Source organism: Pseudomonas mandelii (assembly GCF_006438925.1).
Lineage (GTDB): Bacteria > Pseudomonadota > Gammaproteobacteria > Pseudomonadales > Pseudomonadaceae > Aquipseudomonas > Aquipseudomonas mandelii_C.
In genome coordinates, this window is record NZ_RCZA01000005.1 from 85,859 (window position 1) to 108,686 (window position 22,828).

Sequence of the window (22,828 nt, forward strand, 5' to 3'; positions counted from 1 at the left end):
GAGCGAGCCTGCTCGCGAAGGGGCCCTGTCAGTCAATATTGATGTTGAATGACACACCGCATTCGCGAGCAGGCTCGCTCCCACAGGGGTCGGTGTTTATTTATAAATAGTTGGAGCGCCACGATGTCCTCCTCGCCACTACCCACCTGGCCCAACCAGCACAAAGCCTGCCTCGCCCTGGCCTTCGACCTCGACGGCCCGACCGGCGATGCCATGCTCAACGGCTCGATCTGGCGCAAACCCGAGTACTTCGGTTTCGGCGGTTACGGCCCTTACCGGGCCTTGCCACGAATCCTCGATGTGCTCGATGAGTTCCGGATCCCGACGACGTTCTTCGTCCCGGCCTGGGTCGTGGAGAACTGGCCGAAACAGTGCCAGGCGATTGTCGAGCGCGGGCATGAAGTGGCCTACCACGGCTACAAACACGAATCCTTTTACGCCCTGACGCTGGAACAGCAAAAGGACGTGATGAAGAAATCCCGCGAGGTGTTCTGGAAGCACCTGAGCATCCGCGCCGAGGGCTTCCGCACCCCGTCCGGCGACTGGCGGGCCGAAACCCTGGCGATGCTGGTGGAAGCCGGCGTGACCTACTCCAGCAGCATGCGCGGTGATGACCGGCCGTACCTGGTGAAAGTGCCGGGCCACGACACGCCGCTGGTGGAAATCCCCGGTCGCTGGGAAATGGACGACTACGCCTCCCTCGCCTACACCCGCGCGCCGGACTTCCCTTGCGGGCTGGACCGCACCGCCAGCTATGCGCTGACCCTCGATAACTGGTGCCGCGAATACGACGGCGCCATGGACGAAGGGTTGTGCCTGACCACCCTGTTCCACCCCAAGATCACCGGCAAACCGGGACGCATCCTGCTGCTGGAAAAACTCTTCGAACACATGCGCCAGCGCGATGACGTGTGGTTCGCCACCTGCCGCGATGTCGCCCAGTGGTGGCTGAAGGAGCATCACCATGGCTGATTCCACTGTCTGGCCCAAAGGCTACCGCTGCGCCGTGGTATTGACCGTCGATTACAACGACATCCACGGCATCCTCACCCAGGCCCCGGAAGTCGCCGGGCGCGACAAGACGCTGTCGGTCTGGCGCTATGGCACCCAACGCGGCGTAAACCGTTTGCTCGGTTTATTCGAAGAACTGGGGGTTTCCAGCAGCTGGTTTGTTCCCGGTATCGTCGCCGAGGAAAACCCCGGGCACATTCGGGCAATCCAGGCCGGTGGACATGAGATTGCCTGCGCTGGCTATCGCCATCAGCACTACGACAGCCTGAGCCTCACCGAGCAAAGCGCCGAGATTGCCAAAGGCTGTGAGGCCTTGACCGCGCTGACTGGCCAGCGTCCAACAGGCTTTCGCATCCCGGCCGGCAACGGTGCGCCGGGCTTCATCGAAGCGTTGAAGGATCACGGCATTCGCTGGTCATCGTCGTGGCGCGGCGATGATTTGCCATTCGCTCATCCGACTACACCCGACGTCATCGAGTTGCCGTTGCACTACGAACTGGAAGACGAACCCTACTTCGCCTTCAACCTCAGCCCGGCCGTACCGCCGGCGCAATCGCGGATCGCTTCTTACAGTCACACCCTGGGCAACCTGCAAATGGACTTTGCCGGGTTTCACCGGTTCGGGTTGTGTTATGTGTTGCGGCTGCATCCGGAGATCATTGCGACACCCGGGCGGATTGGCGTGTTGCGCGAGTTGCTGGAGGGGATTCAACAGCACGATGACGTGTGGATCGCCACGGGGGGCGACGTCGCGCAATGGTGGGCCGAATCGGCGCTGCCGGTGACCGAGGACCATCCGGCGGCCGTGTATGAGCGGCATTATCGGGATTACCTTTCATGAGTGACCGGATGCAGCGATTGGCGCAGTTCTGCGTCGACACCCGATTCGAAGACTTGCCGCCCGCACTGGTGGCACAAGCCAAGCGGCACATACTCGACACCTTCGGCGCGACGCTGGCCGGGGCTGGCAGCGATGTCGCCAAGCAGGCACGCCAGGTCTTCGACGGTGAAACCGGGAGCACGCTGATCTGGGGCACCGATCAACGCACTGGCGCGGCTCAGGCCGCCATGCTCAATGGCGTCGCCGCCCATGCCCTGGAACTGGACGACACCGGTGGCTGCGACCATTCCGGCGCAGTGGTGCTGCCGGCGGTCATGGCGGCGGTGTCGATGTCTGGAAAACCGGTGAATGGCCGGGAGATGATCACGGCCGTGGTGATCGGCTACGAAATCGGCCGCCGGGTGCTGGAAGCCTGCGGCAGTTATTCAGCCCACAACGGCGCCGGCTGGCACTCCACCGCCACCTGCGGCGTGTTCGGCGCGGCGGCGGCCAGTGCGCGAATTCTCGGGCTGGATACCGCGCAAACCGTCTCGGCGCTGGGCATTGCCGGCAGTTTCAGTGGCGGGTTGTGGGCGTTTATCCACGACGGTTCGCACAGTAAAAAACTTCACAGTGGCCGTGCCGCCGAGGGTGGATTGCTGGCAGCACGATTCGCCCAACAAGGCATCACCGGACCGACTCGGTTATTCGATGATGTCTGGGGCGGGTTTCTGAAAACCCTGGCCGGTGTGAACGCACAACCCGACGCGCTGGATGCCGAACTGGGCGTTGTATGGAAACTCGCTCGCTGCTCGATCAAACCTTACGCGGCGTGCCGCGGAACGCATTCGGCAATCGATGCGCTGGGCTTGTTGCTGGATCAGCTGCAGGTCAACGCGGATCAGGTCGAGGATGTTCGGGTGTCGTTGTGCGGGTTTCTGCAGGACATGTGCGGCGGTCGCGACGCCAGCACCCTGGCGGCGGCGCAGATGAGCCTGCCGTATGCCCTCGCCGCGCGGCTGGTCCATGGACATTGCCGGTTGCAGGCATATGACGATGAACAACGAGCCGATCCAGGGATTGCTCACTGGATGTCGCGCATCCGTCTTGAAGTGGACCCGCCTCTGTCAGAGGATGGCGAGCCCGTCGTCAGCCTGCGGACCGTGGACGGTCGGCAGGCGAGCCTGTGTGTTGACCCGCCGCTGGGTGCCCCGCGCAATCCGTTGAGTGATGCGGCGCTGGAAGAGAAATTTTTCAGTCTGGCGGTGCGGGTAATGCCGCGGGAGCAGGCGGCAGAACTGCTTGAGCAGTTGTGGCGGTTGGATGAGCTTGAATCGGTTCGTTCGCTGGATCGGTGGCTGACTTGAATCTTGCGTTATCTATGCGGACCTCTTCGCGAGCAGGCTCGCTCCCACAGTTGAAATGCATTCCCTTGTGGGAGCGAGCCTGCTCGCGAATGGCCGCGACTCGGTACATCGGCGAACACCACAGAATCTGAATAAGGATATTTGCACCACCGTGGCCACTTACTCACTCGTTATCCGCCGGTTGATGATCGTTTCGCTGACCATCGTCGTCAGCCGCGCCATCACCAGCCCGCTGCTCACGTTGTTCCTGAGCAACAAACTCGGCCTCAACCAACAGGATGTCGGCTTGCTGCTGGGCATCGCGGTGTTCATCGCCACCCTGCTCGCGCTCTATGGCGGTTACATCATCGACCGCCTCGAGAAACGCCGACTGCTGATCCTCGCGATGCTCTCCAGCGCCATCGGCTTCGTGCTGCTGACCTTCGCCGACAACCTCTACCTGACCACCGCCACCCTGGTGATCACCGAAACCGCCTCGGCGCTGTTCCTGATCGGCTCGAAGGCGATCCTCAGCGAAAACCTGCCCATGGGCCAGCGCGCCAAGGCGTTTTCCCTGCGCTACACCTTGACCAACATCGGCTACGCCACTGGCCCGATGCTGGGCGTGGTGATTGCCGGTGTGTATCCGATTGCACCGTTCCTGATCGCCGGTGGCATCGCGTTCTTCAGTATTTTCCTGATGATCGGGATACCGAAGGACTCGGCCCAGACACCCGCCATCGGCCAACCGCAGAGTTTTCTCAAGACGCTGGTCACCCTGAAAAACGACCGCACGTTGATCATGTTCACCTGCGGCTGCCTGCTCAGTACCGTGGTCCATGGCCGCTTCACCCTGTACCTGTCGCAATACCTGCTGGTGACCCACGACTCCAAACGGGCACTGGAAACCATGGCCGCCCTGCTCGCCTGCAATGCGATCAGCGTGATCTTGCTGCAATACCAGATCGGCCGTTTCCTCAAACGCGAACAATTGCGTTACTGGATCGCGGGCGGCACCAGCCTGTTCATCGTCGGGTTGATCGGTTTCAGCCTGGCCGACAGCCTTGTGAGCTGGTGCGTGGCAATGTTCATCTTCACCCTCGGTGAAATGATCATTTACCCCGCCGAATTCCTCTTCGTCGACACCCTGGCCCCGGAAGAGCTGCGCGGCAGCTACTACGGCGCGCAAAACCTCGCGGCCCTCGGCGGCGCCCTGAGCCCGGTGATTTGCGGTTTCCTGCTGATGCACACCCCCGCACCAACCATGTTTTATGCCCTGAGCGCGCTGACCGCCATGGGCGGTTTTCTGTGTTTCATGAGTGGTCGCCGAGCGGCCTTACAGCAAAATTAATGCACTCAAACTGCATTAATATGAATTTGTCAGCATCAGGAATGGACGGCACACTGTGTCCCGTTCCTCCCCCAATAGTTGGAACAACTTCAAGGGCTTTCTGGGTATCCCAGCTAAGCCTTTTTTTTGCCTCGTTTTTTTCAACGGATCGTCTGCCTCATGTTCGCTCGCTGGTTTCCTGCCGCCATCAACACCCGCCCCTCCGAATGGAGCCGCGCCGCCATCGGCATGTCCTTGGGCACGATGTTCAGCGTCTGGCTCTGCAGCCAGGTATTCGGCATGCCAGTGGCGCAGCACCTGATCGGTCCGCTGGGCGCATCGGCCGTGTTGCTGTTCGCCGTGTCCTCCGGTGCCCTCGCCCAGCCCTGGTCGATTCTTGGCGGCTACCTCAGCGCCGGGGTGGTTTCGCTGCTGGTCGCTCACGTGCTCGGACGAACCCTCGGCAGCGCTTGCCTGGCGGCCGGCATGGCGCTGATTCTGATGTGCTGGCTGCGTTGCCTGCACCCACCGGCCGGGGCCTTGGCGCTGCTGTTGGTATTGGCAGACCCGGCGACCATTGCCCTGGACTGGAAAGCCCTCGGCCCAGTGATGCTCAGCGGATCGATCATGCTGCTCAGCGCCCTGGCCTACAACAACCTGACGCGCATTCGTTACCCAAAACGCGCCAGCGAACCAGTGTCCAGGGTGCCGGCCGACCACCCGCCCACCGACAGCCAGGCGATCACCGCCCAGGACCTGAAACTGGCCCTGGCGGACATGGAAGCCTTCTTCGACGTCACCCCTGAAGACCTCGAACAGCTGATCCATGCCAGTGAGTTGCATGCCAAACGGCGCAGTATTGGCACTGTATTTTCCAATAAGGCTTGAAGATCAAAAGATCGCAGCCTGCGGCAGCTCCTACATTGAAATGCGATCCCCTGTAGGAGCTGCCGCAGGCTGCGATCTTTTGCTTTTAGGATTTATCTAGGCCGCTGATTGTTGCCGTGCAGGCACTGCCAGACTCACCGCGCGCACCGATGAACCGGCACTCAACCCCAAACTCCTCGCAGTCTGTGCATCGACTATCAACGTACCGGCAGCCACCCGAGCCGGTGCCGCGGTAATCCGGCACTCGGCGAATTGACGGTTATGAATCAGGTAAGTCGCCGCCTGCTCCCCCGGAGTGCCGATGCTCAGTTGTAGCACCTGACTGTCACGCACCGCGCGGATGTCGCCGGCGGCGCATTCGATCAGCGGGCCGCCATCGAAGATGTCGATGTAGTCGCGGTGCTCGAATCCTTCGGCCTTGAGCATGCCCAACGCCGGTTCGGTATTGGGGTGAACACGACCGATGACCGTTCGCGCCGCTTCCGGCAACAGGCAGGTCGGCAGCGGAAACTTGGGCATCAGCTCGGCGATGAAGGTCTTGTTACCCAGCCCGGTCAGGTAGTCGGCATCGGCAAAGTCCATCTTGAAGAAGTGCCGGCCCAAGCCTTCCCAGAACGGTGAAACGCCATCTTCGTCCGAGTAGCCGCGCATCTCGGCGATGACTTTCTCCCCGAAATACTGACGAAATTCCGCCAGAAACAGGAACCGTGCCTTGGACAGCAAGCGCCCGTTCAGACCGCTGCGGTGATCGGCATGCAGAAACAGCGAACACAGTTCCGAATGACCGGTCATGTCGTTACCGAGGAACAATGTCGGCAGCTGCTGATTGATCCCGAGGTTTTTCGAGGCCGCGACAAACAGGCCCAGCCGATAGTTGTACCAGGGCTCACGCAGGCCGACAGCACCGGCCAGTGCGCAAATGCCGATGGCTTCATGCTGGTCATTTTCGAGCACAAACAGGTAATCGGCATCGGCGCGCTCGGCCTCGCCTGCGAACGTTTTCGCGGCCCACTCCAGACGCTGACGCAGACGCCCCGCGTCGGCCGGCAAGGTGGTCAAACCGGTTCCGGCGCTATGGGCCAGGGCTAACAGTGCCGGCAGGTCTGCCGGTGTGGCTGGACGAACGATCATCGCATTTACTCCTGGGTTGCCAGATGTTTGGACAGAAAGACCTCGGCCAACATGCAGCGCGCGCTACCGCCGCCGATGCGTTCGATGGTGTCGATATTCACGGGGAGTGGCGTGGTGTGGGTTTCGATCAGGCGACGCTGAGCGGCATCCAGCGATTGCCAGGCCGTGCGCGACATCACCAGCAAGGGTTCGCCCGCAGCGTTGTGGACTTCCAGCATGTTGCCGGCGAAAGATTCCAGTTGCGCCCAGTTCAAGGCAATCACCTGCTTGCCGCTGTCTTCCAGGCGTTTACGCAGGGCCAGGCGTTCGGCCGGCTGAGTGACCGACGCCAGGCACGCTACGGCCAGGCGCGTGCCGACACTCATCATCACGTTAGTGTGGTAAATCGCGACGCCCTGGCGGTCCACTGCATTGAATGCGCACAGCTCGTAACCCAAATGACTGACCACCTGGTCCAGGGCACGGGCATGGGTACGGGTGGAATAACCGGCGTAGCAAATCCGCTGCTGACGATCCAGCACCATGCTGCCGGTGCCTTCGAGGAACACTTCCTGCTGTTCGAGGCTGGAAAGGTCCAGCAACTGCTCGACCCGGTACTCGTCCCGCAGCCAGTCGAGCACGCCTTTGTCACGCTCCAGACGCCGGTTGTGGCCCTGCATCGGGTACAGCACCAAGGTGCCGTCGGGATGGCTGCTCCACCAATTATTGGGGAAGATCGAATCCGGGGTATGCGGTGCTTCGCGGTCGTTGTGCACCATGACTTCGACGCCGTGGCTGCGCAGCGCGGTAACGTAACCATCGAACTCTTGCAGGGCCTTTTGCTGAACGTCTTCGCTGACGTCGGCCGGTTGCTGGAAACGGTTGTTCGCCGCCGTGTCCTGATTGAAGGAGAAACGTGTCGGGCGAATCATCAAAACGGTATTGGTGGTTTGCATGGGCACAGATTCAATGAGGGTTAAGAGGTACTCATTGTCTGTTTCGCAGGTTGAAAAACCCGGTTGATAAGTGGCTGCGGCGTGATGAAAACGGCTGAAAAACGTGTGTGGCTCAGCCGATTCGGTGAGTGCCGAAAAGCAAAAGATCGCAGCCTTCGGCAGCTCCTACATAGACCGCGTGAAAACCCGATCCTGTAGGAGCTGCCGAAGGCTGCGATCTTTTGATCTTGCTTCTATTCCATCGTGGTCTTGACCATCGCCAATTCCGGATGGCTGACCAACTTGTCGATGTGCAAATCCGGGTCATCGAACCAGACTTCGGTCAGCACCCGATAGTGCTCCATGTCCCGGCAACGCATGCGCAAGCTGTAGTCGAACGCACCGCTGATCAACCGACATTCCAGCACCTGCGGGCAGGCGCGGACCTTGGCTTCGAACGCCTTTTGTGCCGCCCGCCCACTCTGGTTCGACAACGCAACCAGCACTAGCAACGACAAGCCTGGCGTCAGTTTCTTTTCATCGAGAATCGCGCCATACCCACGAATGACCCCGAGCTGTTCGAGTTTGCGCACCCGTTCCAGGCAGGGCCTGGGGGTAAGATGCACACGTTCGGAAAGCTTTTGATAAGTGATGCGCCCTTCGTGGCGCAGCACTTCGATGATTGCCTGATCGATACGATCAAGCACGATCGACAGATCGCGGATATCCGCCATGTACGTCTTGCCTCACTTCAAACGACCCGATAGAAATTGCTGCAAACGTTCACTTTTTGGCTGGTCGAGGATCGTAGCATCACCCTGCTCCTCGACCTTTCCCTGATGCAAGAACAACACCTGGCTGGAAACCTGCCGGGCAAACCCCATCTCGTGCGTCACCATCAACATGGTACGGCCTTCTTCGGCCAGCGCCTGAATTACCTTGAGCACCTCACCCACCAATTCCGGATCGAGTGCCGAGGTCGGCTCGTCGAACAACAGAATCTCCGGTTCCACCGCCAGGGCACGCGCGATCGCCACCCGCTGTTGCTGTCCACCGGACAGAAATGCCGGGTATTGATCGGCCACTCGTTGCGGCAGACCGACCTTGTCCAGATAGGCCCGCGCACTCTCTTCGGCGGCCTTGCGGCTAATCCCCAGCACCCGACACGGCGCCAGCACGATGTTCTCCAGCACCGTCAGATGGCTCCACAAATTGAAATGCTGGAACACCATCGCCAGGCGCGTGCGCAAACGCTGCAATTGCGCCGGATGAGCGACGCGCATGCCACCGGCACCCGGGCGCGTGATGACGCGCTCGCCGTCCAGCTCAATGGCGCCTTCATCCGCGCGCTCCAGAAAGTTGATGCAGCGCAGCATCGTGCTTTTACCCGAACCACTGGCGCCGATCATGCTCACCACATCGCCTGCCCGTGCATTCAACGAGACGCCCTTGAGCACTTCGTTGTCACCAAAACGTTTATACAGATTTTCAACCGTGAGTTTGTACATGTCAGCACTCCTGGAGCGGCGCGCCTGGCGGCACCGCTCTGGATAAAAAATGGGGTTCAGTGAGTCGGGCCGAGAAAACTCAGCCAGCGCTTCTCTGCCAGGCGGAAGGCTCCGACCAGGCCGAACGACAGCGCGAGGTACAGCAGGCCGGCAATGCCGAAGGCCTGGAAGGTCATGAAGGTCGCGGCATTCGCGTCCCGGGCGATTTTCAGGATGTCCGGAATGGTGGCGGTGAACGCCACAGAGGTCGCGTGCAGCATCAGGATCACTTCGTTGCTGTAATACGGCAGTGCCCGGCGCAATGCCGAAGGCAGAATCAGCCGCAGGTACAGGCGCCAGCCACTCAAGCCATACGCATGGGCGGCCTCGATTTCACCGTAGGGAATGCTGCGAATCGCCCCGGCGAAGATTTCCACGGTGTAGGCACAGGTGTTGAGCGTGAACGCGAGCAAGGTGCAATTCATCGCATCGCGGAAAAATGCTTCGAGCAGCGGTTGTGAGCGCACCACCGCGATGCCGTAGATCCCGCTGTAGCAAATCAGCAACTGGATATACAGCGGCGTACCGCGAAACACATAAGTGAACAGCTGAACCGGCCAGCGCAGCAGGCCCCAGCGCGAGGTGCGCATGATCGCCAAAGGCAACGACAGGAAGAACCCCATCACAATACTCGCCACCAGCAACCACAAGGTCATGGCCAACCCGGTGAGGCTGTAGCCGTCGCTGAACAGAAAGGGTTTCCAGTATTCGGCAATCAACTCGATCATCGTGCCATCCCCCGCACACCCTGGTTATAGCGCCGTTCCAGCACGCGCAAAACGTAGTTCGAAGCACTGGTGATCAGCAAATACAACGCCGCTGCCAGCAGCAGGAAATCGAGCATATTGAAGGTGCTTTTACCGGCTTCCTGCGCGACTTTGACCAGGTCGGACAAACCGATGATCGACACCAGCGCCGTGGCCTTGAGCAGTACCAGCCAGTTATTGCCGAGGCTCGGCAAGGCGAAACGCATCATTTGCGGGAACACCACGAAGCGAAACCGCTGCCAGCGATTCAGCCCAAAGCACGCGGCGGCTTCCTGCTGGCCACGCGGCACGCTCAAAATCGCCCCGCGAAAGGTCTCGGTGAAATAGGCGCCGTAGATAAAGCCGAGGGTGATGACGCCAGCCACAAACGGGTCGATTTCCATGTAGGGCCAGTCCATCGCCTCGGTCAGGCCACTCAGCCAGCCTTGCAGGCTGTAGAAAATCAGCAGCATCAGCACCAGGTCCGGCACACCGCGAATCAGGGTCGTATAGAAGGTCGCTGGCAGGTTCAACAGCTTCAGCGGCGACAGTTTCGCCGCCGCGCCGAGCAGGCCCAGCGCCATGCTCACCAGCAGCGAGAGCGCTGACAATTTCAGAGTGACCCAGGTGCCGTGCAGCAACAAAGGGCCATAGCCTTGCAGGGCCGAGAGATCGACCCCGATCAGATTCAGGAAGGAGTTCACGTCAGTCACCTGTCTTGAGGCGCCCGCGCTCAAGCGCTGCGCCTGTTACCAGGACGCAGCCTTCGGGGCGCGGGGATCAGTTGTTGTAGAGGTCCAGATCGCCGAAGTGTTTCTGCTGGATCTGCGCGTAGATGCCCTTGTCATGCAGGGCTTTGATGGCGGCATTGAGCATGCCTTTGAGTTCTTCGTTGTCCTTGCGCACGCCGATGGCGATGTCGGATGGGACCAACGGGTCGCTGATGCCTTCACTGTTCTTGAAGTCAGCCCCTTGGGGGGAAGTCAAGAAGCTCATTTGCGCCTGCATCTTGTCCTGGATCGAGGCGTCGAGGCGACCAAATACCAGGTCGGCGTAGACCTGATCCTGATTCTGATAGGCCCGCAGTTTCACGCCGCCGGGTGCCAGTTTGGCCTTGGCGTAGGTTTCCTGAATCGTGCCCTGCATGTAACCGATGGTCTTGCCCTGCAGCGACTCGGCAGTGGGCAACAGGCCGGAATCCTTGCGAGTGACGATGGCGGTCGGCCCGGCGTACAGGCGATCAGTGAAGTCGATCTGTTTTTTACGCGTATCGGTCACCGTCATCGACGACTCGATGGCATCGAACTTACCCGCCTTGAGGGCGGGAATCAGCCCGTCGAAGTCATTGCTGATCCACACGCATTTCACCTTCAATTCGGCGCAGATCGCGTTGCCCAAATCCACGCCAAAGCCCTGCACGCCGCCATCGGCGGTGGTGGACTCAAAAGGCGGGTAGCTCGGGTTGACGCCGAATCGCAGCTCTTTCCATTCCTTGGCACTGGCGCCGGTGGTGCAGCACAGCAATGCGATTGCCGGCAAGGTCAGCCATTTGATGTTGATCATCTTCTTGAGTCCCGGATTATTTGGATTTATCGCGGTCTGGCGCCTGCGCCTCACCACACTTTTTGACAGGGGCAGAGAGTCGATGCGGTATTCACCGCAGCCGTATTTGTTGTTGTTTTCGACCGGCCCGAGCCAGTCGTCGGAGTGCAGTCCGTTCCAGGCGCATCGTCGCGAGCGCTTGAAATGGACCGTCAGAATGCCAATTGCCAGGCCGGTGCAGGTGTCGTAAGCCCCTGTTCTGACAGCCCAACTGCGCTGAACGGGTGGCTTTCACAGCCGATTCTGTCGTCGGCTATCCGATGGAGCGGAAGATCAAAAGATCGCAGCCTGCGGCAGCTCCTACGCAATCAATGTTCATCCGCAATATCGCGGTGAGACACGGCTCTGTAGGAGCTGCCGCAGGCTGCGATCTTTTGATCTTGCTTTAAGGCAAAAACGCAAACTAACCCTGCACATATGCCGGTTGTACATCACAAATTTGCACTGGTACGATCCAGCATCGCTCGCGCGCGAGCTTCTCTATAAAGAACAATAAAAGCAGGGAGTTAGTGATGACTGCTCAGGTTTCATCGAAGGGGACTTCGTCCATGGATGCCACGCAAAACGAAGTGCTGGCCGAGGTTCGCAACCACATCGGTCACCTGACCCTCAATCGCCCCGCCGGCCTTAATGCCATTACCCTGGACATGGTGCGCAACCTGCAGCGTCAGCTCGACGCCTGGGCACTGGATCCGCACGTACACGCGGTGGTATTGCGCGGTGCCGGCGAGAAGGCGTTCTGTGCCGGCGGCGACATCCGTTCGCTGTACGACAGCTTCAAAAACGGCGACACGCTGCACGAAGATTTCTTCGTCGAGGAATACGCCCTCGACCTCGCGATTCACCATTACCGCAAACCTGTACTCGCCTTGATGGACGGTTTTGTCCTGGGCGGCGGCATGGGCCTGGTGCAAGGCGCTGACTTGCGGTTGGTCACCGAGAAAAGCCGTCTGGCAATGCCGGAAGTGGCGATCGGTTATTTCCCGGATGTCGGTGGCAGCCATTTCCTGCCGCGCGTTCCCGGTGAACTGGGGATTTACCTCGGCGTCAGCGGCGTGCAGATCCGTGCGGCCGATGCGCTCTATTGCGGCCTGGCCGACTGGTACCTGGAAAGCGACAAACTGGGCATTCTGGACGAGCAACTCGATCAGCTCGAATGGCACGAAACACCGTTGAAGGACCTTCAAGGTCTGCTGTCGAAACTCGCCGTGCAACAACTGCCGGCTGCACCTTTGGCGGCGTTGCGCCCGGCCATCGATCACTTCTTCGCCCTGCCCGATGTGCCGGGTATTGTTGAGCAACTGCGTGAAGTAACGGTCGCCGACAGCCACGAGTGGGCCACGACCACCGCCGACCTGCTGCAAAGCCGGTCACCGCTGGCCATGGGCGTGACCCTGGAAATGCTCCGTCGCGGCCGGCATCTGAGTCTGGAAGACTGCTTCGCCCTTGAGCTGCACCTGGACCGTCAGTGGTTCGAGCGCGGCGACCTGATCGAAGGCGTGCGCGCCTTGCTGATCGACAAAGACAAGAAACCGCGCTGGAACCCGCCGACCTTGCAGGCGCTGGACGCCGAGCACGTCGCGAGTTTCTTCACGGGTTTTGACCAACGCGGGAGCTAAGCCATGCACGATATCGAATTGAGCGAAGAGCAAGTCATGATCCGCGACATGGCCCGGGACTTTGCCCGCGGCGAAATCGCGCCCCACGCACAAGCTTGGGAAAAGGCCGGCTGGATCGATGACGGTCTGGTGGCGAAGATGGGTGAACTGGGCCTGTTGGGCATGGTGGTGCCCGAAGAATGGGGCGGCACCTATGTTGACTACGTCGCTTACGCCTTGGCCGTGGAAGAGATTTCGGCCGGTGACGGCGCCACTGGCGCACTGATGAGCATTCACAACTCCGTGGGCTGCGGTCCGGTCCTCAACTACGGCACTGAAGAACAGAAACAGACCTGGCTGCCGGATCTGGCCAGCGGACAGGCCATCGGCTGCTTCTGCCTGACCGAACCCCAGGCTGGCTCCGAAGCCCACAACCTGCGCACCCGCGCCGAACTGCGCGATGGCCAGTGGGTGATCAACGGCGCCAAGCAATTCGTCAGCAACGGCAAACGGGCGAAACTGGCCATCGTGTTTGCGGTGACCGATCCGGACCTGGGCAAGCGCGGCATCTCGGCGTTCCTGGTGCCGACCGATACAGCGGGTTTCATCGTTGATCGCACCGAACACAAAATGGGTATTCGCGCCTCCGATACCTGCGCGGTGACCCTGAGCAACTGCACGATTCCCGAAGCCAACCTGTTGGGTGAGCGCGGCAAAGGACTGGCGATTGCCCTGTCGAACCTCGAAGGCGGCCGCATCGGCATCGCGGCGCAGGCGCTGGGCATTGCCCGCGCGGCATTTGAAGCGGCGCTGGCCTACTCACGGGATCGGGTGCAGTTCGACAAACCGATCATCGAGCACCAAAGCATTGCCAACATGCTGGCCGACATGCACACCCGGTTGAACGCGGCACGACTGTTGATCCTGCATGCCGCGCGGTTGCGCAGTGCCGGCAAGCCGTGTCTGTCGGAGGCTTCACAGGCGAAGCTGTTTGCATCCGAGATGGCCGAGAAAGTGTGTTCGTCGGCGATGCAGATTCACGGCGGGTATGGGTATCTGGAGGATTACCCGGTGGAGCGTTACTACCGGGATGCGCGGATCACGCAGATTTATGAAGGGTCGAGCGAGATACAGCGGATGGTGATTGCTCGGGAGTTGAAGCATTATTTGGTGTGATGTCTGAAATTGGGGGTGGTCTTTGAATCCACCCCTCACCCTAACCCTCCCGAAACGTCGGACCGCCCCAGAGGGTAGAGGGGACTGACCGAGGTGTTTTTCGAGTTACATCGACCTGAATATTCCGAGTCGAACTCAGGATTTGAAAAGCATGGAGATAGGCTCCCTTTCCCCCTCTCCCCCTTGGGGAGAGGGCTGGGGTGAGGGGTGGATTTTGAATCTACCCCACTACCATCACTTACCCTTAAACTCCGCTTCACGCTTGGCAATAAACGCCGCCATCCCTTCCTTCTGATCCTGCGTCGCAAACGCCGCATGGAACACCCGACGCTCAAAGCGCACACCTTCCGACAGGCTCACTTCAAACGCGCGGTTGACGCTTTCCTTGATCATCATTGCAATCGGCAACGACTTCTTGGCAATCAGCGCCGCGACTTTCAACGCTTCTTCCAGCAATTCATCAGCCGGAACAATCCGCGCGACAATCCCGCAACGCTCCGCTTCCACCGCATCGATCAAACGACCACTGAGGCACATTTCCATGGCCTTGGCCTTGCCCACCGCGCGGGTCAGGCGCTGGGTGCCGCCCATGCCCGGCAGCACGCCGAGGTTGATCTCAGGCTGACCGAATTTGGCGTTGTCGCCGGCCAGGATGAAGTCGCACATCAGCGCCAGTTCACAACCACCGCCCAAGGCGAAACCGTTGACGGCGGCAATGATCGGCTTGCGGCGGTTAGCCACGCGATCGCTGTCGCTGAACAGGTCGTCGAGGTAGATCTGCGGGTAGGTCAGTTCGGCCATTTCCTTGATGTCAGCGCCGGCGGCGAAGGCTTTTTTCGAGCCGGTCAGCACGATGCAGCCGATGTTCGAATCGGCCTCCAGGCCATCGAGGGCGTGGTTCAGCTCGCTGACAATTTGCGCGTTCAACGCATTCAGCGCTTGCGGGCGGTTCAGGGTGATCAGGCCCACACGACCGTGGGTTTCCAGCAAAATCGTTTCGTAACTCACAGATGACTCCTTCTTAAAGATTGCGCGAAATAACCATGCGCTGAATATCGCTGGTGCCTTCGTAGATCTGGCAGACCCGCACGTCGCGGTAGATCCGTTCCAGCGGGAAATCGTTCAAGTAACCGTAACCGCCGAGGGTTTGCAAGGCCGCGGAGCAGACCTTCTCAGCCATTTCCGAGGCGAACAGTTTGGCCATGGACGCTTCGACCAAGGCCGGTTTACCGCTGTCTCTTAATGCCGCCGCGTAATGCACCATCTGCCGGGCGACGGCGATTTGGGTGGCCATGTCCGCCAGGCGGAACGCGACCGCTTGATGCTCGATGATCGGTTTGCCGAAGCTTTCACGCTCACGGGCATAGTCGCGGGCCGCTTCGAACGCAGCACGGGCCATGCCCACCGATTGCGAAGCGATGCCGACACGACCGCCTTCGAGGTTGGCCAGTGCGATTCGATAACCTTCGCCCTCCTCGCCCAAGCGGTTGGCCACCGGCACCTTCACGTCTTCGAACAGGATCTGGCAAGTATCGGAGGCGTGCTGGCCAAGCTTGTCTTCGACCCGTGCGACTTTGTAGCCCGGCGAATCGGTGGGCACGATCAGCGCCGTGATGCCACGCTTTCCGGCACTTGGGTCAGTCACGGCGAACACGATCACCACCCCGGCGTTCTGCCCGGAGGTGATGAACTGCTTGCAGCCGTTCAACACGTAGTGATCACCTTCCAGACGGGCACGGGTTTTCAGGCCGCTGGCGTCGGAGCCGGCCTGCGGTTCGGTCAGGGCAAACGCCCCCAGCATCGAGCCGCTGGCCAAAGGTTTGAGGAAGCGTTCTTTCTGGTCGTCATTGCCGTACTTGAGAATTGGCACGCAACCCACCGAGTTGTGCACGCTCATGATGGTCGAGCAGGCGCCGTCGCCAGCCGCGATTTCTTCCAGGGCCATGGCATAGGCCAGGTAACCGGTGTCGCAACCGCCCCACTCTTCCGGCACCAACATGCCGAAGAAGCCCAGTTCCGCCATCTCGCCGATGGCCTCCTTGGGGAAGCGATGTTCGCGATCCCACTCGGCGGCGAACGGTTTCAGCCGTTCCTGGGCAAACTGCCGGGCCGCGTCGCTGATCTGAAGTTGTTCGTCATTGGGAATCATGCCAAATCCTTAAAATAAATTGCCCCGTAGGAGCTGGCGAAGCCTGCGATCTTTTGATCTTGATCTTAAAGATCAAAAGACCGCGGCCTCGTTTCACTCGACAGCTCCTACAGAAACCATGCGGGCCTTAGTACAGGCACTCAACGGCCATGGCCGTGGCTTCGCCGCCGCCGATGCAGATTGCTGCAACGCCGCGTTTCAGGCCTTTCTGGCGCAGGGCCGAGAGCAAGGTCACGAGGATCCGCGCGCCAGACGCACCGATCGGGTGGCCGAGGGCGCAAGCGCCGCCGTGAACGTTGACCTTCTCGTGAGGGATTTCCAATTTGGTCATGGTGACCAGACTGACCACGGCGAAGGCTTCGTTGACTTCGACCAGATCGACTTCGGCCAGCGACCAGCCGGTTTTCTTCATCAGCTTCTCGATCGCGCCCACCGGTGCCACCGGAAACAGGCCCGGGGTGTCGGCAAACGCCGCGTGGCCGTGAATCACTGCCAGCGGTTTCAGGCCGCGCTTTTCAGCTTCGGAACGGCGCATCAACACCAGTGCCGCAGCACCATCGGAGATCGAGCTGGAGTTCGCCGCCGTCACCGTGCCGCCGTCGCGGAACGCCGGTTTCAAGGACGCGATCTTGTCCAGTTTGGCTTTCGGTGGCTGTTCGTCGTTGCTGATCAGCACCTGCTCTTTGCCGACGGTCACGGTGAGCGGCACGATCTCGTCTTTGAAGCTGCCGTCCTTGATCGCCTGCTGTGCGCGGGTGGTCGAGGCAATGGCAAACGCGTCCTGGGCTTCACGGGTGAAACCGTTGGTTTCAGCGCAATCCTCGGCGTAGGTGCCCATCAGGCGACCTTTGTCGTAAGCGTCTTCCAGGCCGTCGAGGAACATGTGATCCAGCACACGACCGTGGCCCATGCGGTAACCGCTGCGGGCGCGCTCCAGCAGATACGGCGCGTTGGACATGCTTTCCATGCCGCCGGCGACAACCACGTCGGCGCTGCCGGCCACCAGCATGTCGTGGGCCAGAATGGCCGCTTCCATGCCCGAACCGCACATCTTGTTCAGGGTGGTGCAGCGGGTCGATTTATCCAGCCCGGCGCCCAATGCAGCCTGGCGCGCCGGCGCCTGGCCGAGGCCGGCGGACAGGACGCAACCGAACAACACTTCTTCAACCGAGTCTGGCGCCACACCGGCGCGTTCGACGGCGGCGCGAATCGCCGCAGCGCCGAGTTGCGGTGCGGTCAGGCTTTTCAGTTCGCCCTGAAAACCGCCCATCGGGGTGCGGACGGCGCTGACGATAACAATGGGATCGTTAGAAATAGTCATGACAAATCCTCCTTATTTGGCGGCCATGCGCAAGGCGCCGTCGAGACGGATCACCTCGCCATTGAGCATGCTGTTTTCAATGATATGCCTGACCAGCCCGGCATACTCGCCTGGTTTGCCCAGACGTGGCGGAAACGGCACGCCAGCCGCCAGGGACGCGCGGACTTCCGGGGTCATGCCGGCCATCATCGGGGTTTCGAAAATGCCCGGCGCGATGGTCATCACACGGATACCGAAGCGCGCCAGTTCACGGGCGGCGGGCAAGGTCAGGCTGACGATCGCGCCTTTGGAAGCGGCGTAAGCGGCCTGGCCGATCTGGCCGTCATAGGCGGCGGCCGAGGCGGTGTTGATGATCACGCCGCGCTCGCCGTCAGCATCTGCTTCGGTTTCGGCAATCGCCGCAGCGGCCAGGCGCAGCATGTTGAAACTGCCGATCAGGTTGACGTTGATCACCTGGCTGAAATTGGCCAACAGGTGGGGGCCGTTCTTGCCGAGGATCTTTTCACCGCGCACGATACCTGCGCAGTTGACCAGACCATTGAGGCCGCCGAAGGCTTTGACCGTCGCCTGCACAGCGGCTTCCGCAGCGGCTTCGTTGCTGATATCCGCCACCACGCTTTGCGCGCCGAGACGTTCAGCCTGGGCCGCAACGGCTTCGGCGTTCATGTCCACCAGCATCACTTTGGCACCGGCCGCGACCAGCATTTCAGCGGTGGCCGCACCGAGGCCGGATGCACCGCCGGTGACGAGAAAAACCTTGTTTTCGATCTGCATCATTGTTTCCTTGGATTCAAGCTGAAACGTTCTTCGCGGCGGCCTCTTGAGCCTTGGCGATTTCCTGGTTGCGCAAGATAAAGCGCTGCAATTTGCCGCTAGGGGTTTTCGGCAATTCGCTGACAAATTCGATTTCACGGGGGTACGAGTGCGCGGCCAGCCGCTTGCGTACGTGTTGGCGCAGTTCTTCGGCCAGTTCCGGCGCCGCGCGGTATTGCGGGCTAAGCACAACGAAGGCTTTGACCAGTTCGGTGCGCTCCGGATCGGGCTTGCCGACCACGGCCGCTTCGACCACTGCAGGGTGTTCGATCAACGCGCTTTCCACGTCGAACGGACCGACGCGATAACCGGAGGTGGTGATCACGTCGTCGCTGCGACCGACGAAGCTGATGCTGCCGTCCGGGTTCCACTCGACGGTGTCGCCGCTCAAGTAATAGTTGCCGACGAAGGCCTTGGTCGGTGCGCCTTCGTAACCGGCGAACCAGCACATCGGCGATTGGGTGCGATCGATGGCCAGAATGCCCGGCTGACCGACGCCGAGCTCTTTGTACTCGTCATCCAGCACCACGATGCGGTGGCCGGGCGAGGCGAAACCGGCGGCACCCATGTGGATCGGATGCTCCAGGCCGTGGTGATTGCACAGCACCATACCGAGTTCGGTCTGGCCGTAATGGTCGTGAATGACCACGCCGAGGTTGTCGGCGAACCAGCGGATCACTTCCGGGTTCAGTGGCTCGCCAGCGCTGCTGACGATGCGCAGCTTGCCCTTGATCGACTTGGCAAATTCGTCGCCACCGGCGATCAACAGGCGATAGGCCGTCGGCGAGCCGGTGAGGTTGGTGATCCCGTATTTATTGATCACCCGGCAGGTGCTTTCCAGGGTGAACGGGCCATCGTAAAAGGTGATCGGATGCCCCATCGCCATGGGACCTGTGACACCGAAATAGATGCCATAGGCCCAACCCGGATCGGCGACGTTCCAGAAAGCGTCTTCAGGGCGCAAGTCCACGGCGTCACGGGTGTAGTTCTGGAACGCGACGATGGCCTTGAGCGGAACGGACAGCGCTTTCGACGGACCGGTGGTGCCCGAAGTGAACATCAGCAGGAACGGGTCTTCGCCCGTCAGCAGGACCGGTTCGCACTCAGAAGAATAATTGGCCAGTTCGGCCCAGAAGCTGTAATCGCCGCGGACGATGCCTTGGCCTTTGGGACCGGCGACGGTGACGATGGTTGGGCAGTCGGCGACTTCAGTGAGTTTGGAACGATTGCCCGCGTCGGTGACCACCACTTTGGCCCCGGAGGAGCTGAGGCGATGTTCGATGGCTTTCGGACCGAATGCCGTGAACAGCGGCTGGTAGACCGCGCCGATGCGCCAGGTGGCGAATACGGTGATCAGCAATTCGATGTTACGTGGCAAGAGACCGGCAACCTTGTCGCCTTTTTTCACGCCTTGGGCCAGCAGGAAGTTGGCTAAACGCGCAGCTTTGTCCTGCAAGTCGCTGAAGGTGTAAGTCGCGCTGGCGCCATCGCGACCTTCCCAGAACAGCGCGATGCGCCCCGGCAAGGCATGCCGGTCGCAACACTCGACACAGGCGTTGAGGGCAGTCAAATCGCCCGCGAGTGCGGCGTCGACGGTGTGCTGATAATTGAACTGTGATGTAGCAGACAAATAATCGCGCATTGCCAGAATCCCTTTGTATTTTTATTAGGCTGGGGGAACCTTGAATAACAGGGAAATACTCGCTCTGCGCGGGGCGCGGGACAATGGTCAAAGCTATCAAGTTGCGTGACTGGTTTGGCCAAGATCCGAGAAATGCGTCGTCAGGGATGGCCTCTTCGCGAGCGGGCTCGCTCCCACAGGTTTTTTGTACGCTACAGATCCACTGTGGGAGCGAGCCTGCTCGCGAAGAGGCCCGCGGCATTACTGCCCAATCCGGATCAGTGCGCTTCGTTGAGAATCAGGCTGCGGTAATGCCCGGGATTTGACCCCGACCACTTGCGAAACGCCTTGTAGAACGAGCTGGTATCGGCAAACCCCAGCCGCGCAGCGATCTCGGCGAAGCTGATGGTCGGTTCTGCCAGCCAGACAATCGCCAGCTCCTTGCGCACGCTGTCCTTGAGCCCCTGGTAAGTCTGGCCCTCTTCGGCCAAGCGCCGACGCAGGGTGGAAGCCGACATGCACAGCTGTTGCGCCAGGGGTTCGGTTTCCGGCCAGTGCTCGGCGGGCAGTTGCCGCAAATCGTGCTTGATCCGGCTGGCCAGGCTCTCCGGGTCCCGGTACTTGACCAGAATATTGGCCGGCGCATGGGCCAGGAAACGCTTGAGTTCTTCCGGGCTGCGCTTGATCGGCAAGTCCAGGCACTCGGCGGAGAAAATCATCCGCGTGCGCGGCCGGTCGAAACGCAGGTTCTCGGAGAACATCACCTGATAGTCATCGCAGAAGTCAGGCTCCGGGCAGCGCAACTCGATGGCCAGGATCGGAATCCGCCGCCCCGCCAGCCAGCAGGCGACGCCATGCACGATCATCCAATAAGTGAAATAAGTAAAGGCGCGGCGCGGGTCCTGATCGTCTTCGAGCAGCACGATTTCCGCCAGGCTTTGCTGACGAACCAACTGCGCCGACAGGTGTTCGAGCATCAACGACAAAAAGCTCAAACCCGAGGTCAGGCCGGCGGCCAGACTCGGCTGGACCATAGAGCAACGGCAGAGAAACTCCAGGCTACCGGATTTGAGTTTGCGCGGGTCCATGCCAAAAAACTCATCGTCCCCACGTCGTGCCAGTAAACGCCACAGACGCGCATAAGCTGTGGCCGGGACGCGTGCATCGCTGCTGTCGAGCAGTGCCGGATCGATGCCGACCTTGTTCAACACCTCATCGGTGGTCGCTCCGGGGGCGCAACTTTGCAACAGCGCTTCACGCACCAGTTGAATGGAGATGGTGTCTTTTTCCGACATTGACCGAGCTAAGCCCTGTTCTTGTTTGAATGGTGGGCATATTAGCTCGTTAGGATCAAAAGATCGTCCGAACGCGGCCCGAGCCTTCGGACGATCTTTTGTTTTTAAGCCTCAGAGAATGCGATAGAGCAACCGCTCGATCCGCACCCGACTCACGCGCTTGAGAAACTTGGCCACCCCCGCCGGGTATTCCAGCAGCGTTTCCAGTTCCTGGTAACGCTCGATGCGGCGGGTGTTCTCGAAAATCTCCGCCAGCTCTTTACGACGCGGCTCCAGCAGTTCGCCTTTCGGATCATCAATCAGCAAGGCGTTTTCCAGATCGAGACGGAACGCCCGCGGGTTGAGGTTGTTGCCGGTCAGCAAGGTGTAGCGCTGATCGATCCACATGCCCTTGAGGTGATAGGTGTTGTCGCCGTCACGCCACAGATGCAGGTTCAGCTGGCCGCTGTCGACGCTGCGATGATGACGTTTGGCGAAGCGCCGCAGGCTGATCTCGTAAAGGTATGGCAACGCCGAAATCACCTTGAACGGTTCGCTCGGCGGGATGTAGAAGTCGTTGGCCGTCTTGTCGCCGACAATGATGTCGATCTTCACGCCCCGCGCCAGTGCCCGGTTGATTTCCCGGGTCACGGGCAGCGGCAGGTTGAAGTATGGCGTACAGATGGTCAGTTGATGCTGAGCGCTGGCGATCAACTCGCAAATCACTCGGCTCAACGGATTGTTCTTGCCGACACCGAGCAATGGGCTGACTGACAAACCGTCCTTTTCCGTGGTGCCTGTCGTCGTGTCGTACGCCGCGTGCTTGAGGCGGCTGCGCAAGTCGCCGATGTCGTTGCGCAGGCTGCGGGTGGTCGGCAGGTTCGGCAAATCGAGACGATGCACTGCTTTGGAAGCGATCAGACCGTGCTGGACCAGGTGCTGCATCGAATCGGCCAGCGCGCTGTTATTTAGCAGGTGATAACGGTCGTAGCGGTACTTGTCGAATTTGTGCAGGTAAACGTTGTTCAGGCTCGCGCCGCTGTAGATCACACAGTCATCGATCACGAAGCCTTTCAAATGCAGCACCCCGAACAGCTCACGGGTCTGCACGGGAACGCCATACACAGGCACTTCACTGGCATGAGTGCGGGTGGTTTCCTGGTACCAGGCCGAGTTGCCCGGCTGCTTGCCGGCACCGATCAAGCCGCGCTGGGCGCGCAACCAGTCAACGACCACCACCACGTCCAGTTCCGGACGCGCCAGTTTGGCCGCGTGCAAGGCATCGAGAATTTCCTGGCCGGCTTCATCCTGTTGCAGATAGAGCGCGACGATATAGATGCGCCGGGTGGCGCTGGCGATTTTTTCCAGCAGGCAACGGCGGTACTCGGCAGCGCCGGAAAGAATGGTGACGGCATCGGCGGCCAGCGGAAAACTGCGCAGTTTGGGCAGCAGAGAGCGTTTGAAAAGCGACGGCATAAGGCTCGCAAAAAGGTCGAATCCGAAGAACCCGAGAGCTTACACCATGGATCGGTTCGGGTCTT

The 22,828-nt window shown here is 60.4% G+C and carries 22 protein-coding genes; 8 read left to right on the top strand and 14 right to left on the bottom strand.

All coding sequences use genetic code 11. From position 1 onward, the window contains the following. The first annotated feature begins 123 nt into the window (after positions 1-123). From EAH74_RS12875 to EAH74_RS12895, 5 genes are all read left to right on the top strand, one after another. Positions 124-972 carry a polysaccharide deacetylase family protein gene (locus EAH74_RS12875; RefSeq protein ID WP_140678898.1) on the top strand — a complete coding sequence of 283 codons (849 nt, stop codon included), beginning with the start codon at positions 124-126 and terminating at the stop codon, positions 970-972. After that, complete coding sequence (locus tag EAH74_RS12880) at positions 965-1,852, top strand: polysaccharide deacetylase family protein (protein WP_140678900.1); 888 nt, start codon at positions 965-967, stop codon at positions 1,850-1,852. The genes EAH74_RS12875 and EAH74_RS12880 overlap by 8 nt, the downstream gene beginning before the upstream one ends. Next, positions 1,849-3,198 (top strand): MmgE/PrpD family protein, encoded by a 1,350-nt coding sequence (locus EAH74_RS12885; protein WP_140678902.1) that lies wholly within the window; start codon positions 1,849-1,851, stop codon positions 3,196-3,198. The genes EAH74_RS12880 and EAH74_RS12885 overlap by 4 nt, the downstream gene beginning before the upstream one ends. 151 nt (positions 3,199-3,349) lie before the next feature. Beyond that, positions 3,350-4,528, top strand: a complete 1,179-nt coding sequence (locus EAH74_RS12890) for an MFS transporter (RefSeq protein ID WP_140678904.1) — start codon at positions 3,350-3,352, stop codon at positions 4,526-4,528. A gap of 159 nt (positions 4,529-4,687) precedes the next feature. Then, on the top strand, positions 4,688-5,395 hold the full coding sequence (locus tag EAH74_RS12895) for an HPP family protein (RefSeq protein ID WP_140678905.1): 708 nt from the start codon (positions 4,688-4,690) through the stop codon (positions 5,393-5,395). A gap of 96 nt (positions 5,396-5,491) precedes the next feature. Here EAH74_RS12895 and astA read toward each other — a convergent pair whose 3' ends face one another. The 7 genes from astA to EAH74_RS12930 all read right to left on the bottom strand — a co-directional run bounded on the left by astA (position 5,492) and on the right by EAH74_RS12930 (position 11,296). Continuing rightward, entirely contained in the window at positions 5,492-6,526 is a 1,035-nt protein-coding gene (gene astA, locus EAH74_RS12900) for an arginine N-succinyltransferase (RefSeq protein WP_140678907.1), read from the bottom strand. Positions 6,527-6,531: 5 nt separating this feature from the next. Further along, positions 6,532-7,461 carry a citrulline utilization hydrolase CtlX gene (gene ctlX, locus EAH74_RS12905; protein ID WP_140678909.1) on the bottom strand — a complete coding sequence of 310 codons (930 nt, stop codon included), beginning with the start codon at positions 7,459-7,461 and terminating at the stop codon, positions 6,532-6,534. A gap of 233 nt (positions 7,462-7,694) precedes the next feature. After that, entirely contained in the window at positions 7,695-8,174 is a 480-nt protein-coding gene (locus EAH74_RS12910; protein WP_007974731.1) for an Lrp/AsnC family transcriptional regulator, read from the bottom strand. Between the two features lie 12 nt (positions 8,175-8,186). Beyond that, entirely contained in the window at positions 8,187-8,948 is a 762-nt protein-coding gene (locus EAH74_RS12915; protein ID WP_008155281.1) for an ABC transporter ATP-binding protein, read from the bottom strand. Between the two features lie 56 nt (positions 8,949-9,004). Further along, positions 9,005-9,715 (bottom strand): ABC transporter permease, encoded by a 711-nt coding sequence (locus EAH74_RS12920; RefSeq protein ID WP_008155279.1) that lies wholly within the window; start codon positions 9,713-9,715, stop codon positions 9,005-9,007. Continuing rightward, the gene (locus EAH74_RS12925; RefSeq protein ID WP_140678911.1) at positions 9,712-10,437 is read right to left on the bottom strand and encodes an ABC transporter permease; all 726 of its coding nucleotides are present in this window, start codon (positions 10,435-10,437) and stop codon (positions 9,712-9,714) included. Before EAH74_RS12925 ends, EAH74_RS12920 begins: the two co-directional genes overlap by 4 nt. Before the next feature lie 76 nt (positions 10,438-10,513). After that, on the bottom strand, positions 10,514-11,296 hold the full coding sequence (locus EAH74_RS12930; RefSeq protein WP_240050503.1) for a transporter substrate-binding domain-containing protein: 783 nt from the start codon (positions 11,294-11,296) through the stop codon (positions 10,514-10,516). Here EAH74_RS12930 and EAH74_RS12935 point away from each other — a divergent pair. The 3 genes from EAH74_RS12935 (at position 11,286) to EAH74_RS12945 (ending at position 14,109) form a co-directional block, all read left to right on the top strand. Continuing rightward, positions 11,286-11,525 carry a hypothetical protein gene (locus EAH74_RS12935; RefSeq protein WP_140678913.1) on the top strand — a complete coding sequence of 80 codons (240 nt, stop codon included), beginning with the start codon at positions 11,286-11,288 and terminating at the stop codon, positions 11,523-11,525. The genes EAH74_RS12930 and EAH74_RS12935 overlap by 11 nt on opposite strands. A gap of 322 nt (positions 11,526-11,847) precedes the next feature. After that, positions 11,848-12,954 carry an enoyl-CoA hydratase/isomerase family protein gene (locus tag EAH74_RS12940; protein WP_140678915.1) on the top strand — a complete coding sequence of 369 codons (1,107 nt, stop codon included), beginning with the start codon at positions 11,848-11,850 and terminating at the stop codon, positions 12,952-12,954. A 3-nt stretch (positions 12,955-12,957) separates the two neighbouring features. Beyond that, a complete protein-coding gene (locus tag EAH74_RS12945) occupies positions 12,958-14,109 on the top strand; it encodes an acyl-CoA dehydrogenase family protein (RefSeq protein WP_059402381.1) in 1,152 nt (383 codons plus the stop codon). Positions 14,110-14,343: 234 nt separating this feature from the next. Here EAH74_RS12945 and EAH74_RS12950 read toward each other — a convergent pair whose 3' ends face one another. From EAH74_RS12950 to pssA, 7 genes are all read right to left on the bottom strand, one after another. Continuing rightward, entirely contained in the window at positions 14,344-15,117 is a 774-nt protein-coding gene (locus EAH74_RS12950; RefSeq protein WP_140678917.1) for an enoyl-CoA hydratase, read from the bottom strand. A 13-nt stretch (positions 15,118-15,130) separates the two neighbouring features. After that, positions 15,131-16,258 (bottom strand): acyl-CoA dehydrogenase, encoded by a 1,128-nt coding sequence (locus EAH74_RS12955; RefSeq protein WP_140678919.1) that lies wholly within the window; start codon positions 16,256-16,258, stop codon positions 15,131-15,133. Positions 16,259-16,385: 127 nt separating this feature from the next. Then, on the bottom strand, positions 16,386-17,579 hold the full coding sequence (locus tag EAH74_RS12960; protein ID WP_140678921.1) for an acetyl-CoA C-acyltransferase: 1,194 nt from the start codon (positions 17,577-17,579) through the stop codon (positions 16,386-16,388). A 12-nt stretch (positions 17,580-17,591) separates the two neighbouring features. Beyond that, positions 17,592-18,353: an SDR family NAD(P)-dependent oxidoreductase gene (locus EAH74_RS12965; protein ID WP_140678923.1), complete on the bottom strand. Its 762-nt coding sequence runs from the start codon at positions 18,351-18,353 to the stop codon at positions 17,592-17,594. A 16-nt stretch (positions 18,354-18,369) separates the two neighbouring features. Continuing rightward, on the bottom strand, positions 18,370-20,034 hold the full coding sequence (locus tag EAH74_RS12970; RefSeq protein WP_140678925.1) for an AMP-binding protein: 1,665 nt from the start codon (positions 20,032-20,034) through the stop codon (positions 18,370-18,372). Positions 20,035-20,291: 257 nt separating this feature from the next. After that, positions 20,292-21,308, bottom strand: a complete 1,017-nt coding sequence (locus EAH74_RS12975) for an AraC family transcriptional regulator (protein WP_140678927.1) — start codon at positions 21,306-21,308, stop codon at positions 20,292-20,294. Positions 21,309-21,419: 111 nt separating this feature from the next. Beyond that, positions 21,420-22,763: a CDP-diacylglycerol--serine O-phosphatidyltransferase gene (pssA, locus tag EAH74_RS12980; protein ID WP_140678929.1), complete on the bottom strand. Its 1,344-nt coding sequence runs from the start codon at positions 22,761-22,763 to the stop codon at positions 21,420-21,422. Positions 22,764-22,828: the final 65 nt, after the last annotated feature.